Origin of the sequence: Synechococcus sp. R55.2, from assembly GCF_047462075.1 — a bacterium.
Classification (GTDB): Bacteria; Cyanobacteriota; Cyanobacteriia; order Thermostichales; family Thermostichaceae; genus Thermostichus.
Window position 1 is genome coordinate 8280 of record NZ_JANSIH010000041.1, and the last position, 2672, is coordinate 10951.

Sequence of the window (2672 nt, forward strand, 5' to 3'; positions counted from 1 at the left end):
CGTTGATGAAGCTAATCTTGGTGGCCAGGAAGGCGTTGGCGGCATACTTGATCATCTCGGCAGAGGCCAGGTCGGTGACCAGCAAAGGCACGGGATCCCCGCCCAGACCCTGCTGGCGACTGAGGATGGGTTTGTAAAGCTGCCGCATGATCTCAATGGCGTGGGGGCTGTTAGAGCCAATCACGATCCGATCCGGGTAGAAGGTATCTTGGATGGCGCTGCCTTCCCGCAGAAACTCGGGGTTGCTCACCACGTCAAACTGCGGCGTCCAAGGGGAGAGCTCTAAGGTGAGAGATCTGGCCTCAGGATCCCTCCCCACTTCCCGGCTGCTCAGCCGCTGCTTGGCAGCTTCAGCGGCCCCGTCCAGAATGAGCATGCGCACCCAGTCGCCGGAGCCAATGGGCACGGTGGATTTGTTGACAATGACTCGGTAGCGCTCGTCCAGGTGCTGGCCAATTTCCCGCGCCACCGCTTCCACATAGCGCAGATCCGGCTCCCCGCTGGGCAGAGCGGGGGTGCCCACGGCAATAAACACCACCTCGCTGGCCCGGATCCCAAGGCCCAGATCGGTGGTAAAGTGCAGCCGACCTGCCCCAGTTTCCTCCCGCACCAGCTCCTCTAGGCCGGGCTCGTAGATAGGCAGGCGACCCCGCTGCAGCCCTTCAATCTTAGCGGGGTTGTTGTCCACACAGATAACGCTATTCCCCAGGTGAGCCAGGCAGGCTCCTGTAACCAGGCCCACGTATCCAGCCCCTACTACGGCAACGTGCATACTCAGCGTTTGCTCCCGAACGGATGGCCCCCATGCCCCCGCAGCTCACCGTTAGGATACCCCACTCCCCTGGGATCCCTTACCCCCATTGAGGTCGGTGGCAGAATAAAGCAGGACATCTGCGGATCCCCGCTCGAGCTGCAGTGAGCTTTCTGGATTCTGCTGCCATAGCCAGCCGCCGCCAGCGCCAAGTGCAGAGGGTGCTGTACGTCACGCTGGGACTGAATGTTCTGGTGTTTTTGATTAAGTTCACCCTGGGGCTGACGACGGGATCCCTGAGCCTCATTGCCGATGCCCTACACAGCTCCACCGACAGCGCCAGCAACATTTTGGGCTTGGTGGCCGTGCGCTTTTCTTCGCCAGAGCCCGATGACGACCATCCCTACGGCCATCGCAAGTTTGAAGCCATTGGAGCGCTGGGGATCGCCGCCTTTTTGGGGATGGCCAGCCTGGAGATCCTGCGCACAGCCGTGGAGCGGTTTTGGGAGCCCCAGCCCCACCTGCAGATCGATGAGCTGACCTTGGGGATGATGGTGGGCGTGCTGGGCATTAATGTCTTTGTCACCCTCTACGAGCACCGCTGGGGCAAAGCTCTGTCCAGCTCGCTGCTGTTGGCCGATGCGCGCCATACCCTCAGCGACGTTGGGGTGACGCTGACGGTGTTGCTGGGGTTGGCCGGCATGCATTATTGGGGGATCCCTTGGTTGGATCAAGCCCTGGCTTTGCCGGTGGCGCTGCTGGTGCTCCGAAGCGGCTGGGAAGTGCTGCAGGAGAATCTTCCCTACCTCACCGACCGGGTGGCGATCCCCTCTGAGGCCCTGCGGGATCTGATCCTGAGCGTGCCAGGCGTGCTCGACTGCCATGACATCACTTCCCGCGGGATCCCAGGGGAAATGGTCTTTATCGAGATGCACCTGGTGGTGGAGCCACAGGACATTGAGTCCGCCCACCGCCTTACCGAGGAAGTTGAACGCCTCTTGCAGGAGCGCTACGGGCCAGCGCGGATCCTCATCCACCTGGAGCCTCGCTCCCATATCGAACAACCCTAGCGAGAGCTTGCCACCTGCCAACAGATAGCCTAGCCAAACCTCAGGGATCCTGATGTTTCCAAAAGAACACCAAAACGGTATCAACGCCTCTGCGAGCGTCCCTCAAAATCTCGGAAAAGCCCATTCTTTCGTCGGATCCCTCGACGCCTTGTGCCACAAGGCTTTCCGGCCCCAAAACCCCCTCGCCGAAACTCTTTTTGCCCCCTTTTTTCCGGATCCCTCGCAAATGGGTCTTGCATCCCTTGCCCTGCTTGGCTTTAATAGGGGTGGGGGTTCCCCCTTCGGGGGGATCCCTAGAAATTGGAAAGCTATGATTGCAGATCGGGAAGTTAGAATTATACCTCGGGGTTCCCCCTTCGGGGGGATCCCTAGAAATTGGAAAGCGTCTAGTACGGGAGAATAGCATAGTCGTGCTTGAAGGTTCCCCCTTCGGGGGGATCCCTAGAAATTGGAAAGACCAAGTGAGACAGCTGAACCAGTTGCTCTAGTTCAACAGTTCCCCCTTCGGGGGGATCCCTAGAAATTGGAAAGGTAAGCATAGCGATAGATAATCATACAATCCTCCTTAGGGTTCCCCCTTCGGGGGGATCCCTAGAAATTGGAAAGCTCGAAGCTTATCCGGATCAAACTGTTCAAACTGCTCCAGGTTCCCCCTTCGGGGGGATCCCTAGAAATTGGAAAAATTATCGATAAGCCTGTGGAATCAAATCTTCACAGATGACGTGGTTCCCCCTTCGGGGGGATCCCTAGAAATTGGAAAACGATCCCACCGGAAATCTCGGCGGGGTCCCACTGTTCGAGGTGTTCCCCCTTCGGGGGGATCCCTAGAAATTGGAAAACTCACCAACCCC

General features: G+C 58.6%; 2 protein-coding genes and 1 CRISPR repeat array. Of the genes, one reads left to right on the forward strand and one right to left on the reverse strand.

The window, feature by feature from the left end; translation table 11 throughout:
• A partial coding sequence (locus tag NW838_RS01525) for a UDP-glucose dehydrogenase family protein (protein WP_414427371.1) occupies positions 1-772 on the reverse strand: 772 nt, incomplete at its 3' end.
• Between the two features lie 143 nt (positions 773-915).
• Here NW838_RS01525 and NW838_RS01530 point away from each other — a divergent pair.
• Complete coding sequence (locus NW838_RS01530) at positions 916-1821, forward strand: cation diffusion facilitator family transporter (protein ID WP_414427372.1); 906 nt, start codon at positions 916-918, stop codon at positions 1819-1821.
• Positions 1822-2093: 272 nt separating this feature from the next.
• Positions 2094-2660: a CRISPR direct-repeat array (repeat unit 36 nt; unit sequence GTTCCCCCTTCGGGGGGATCCCTAGAAATTGGAAAG).
• The last annotated feature ends 12 nt before the right edge of the window (positions 2661-2672 follow it).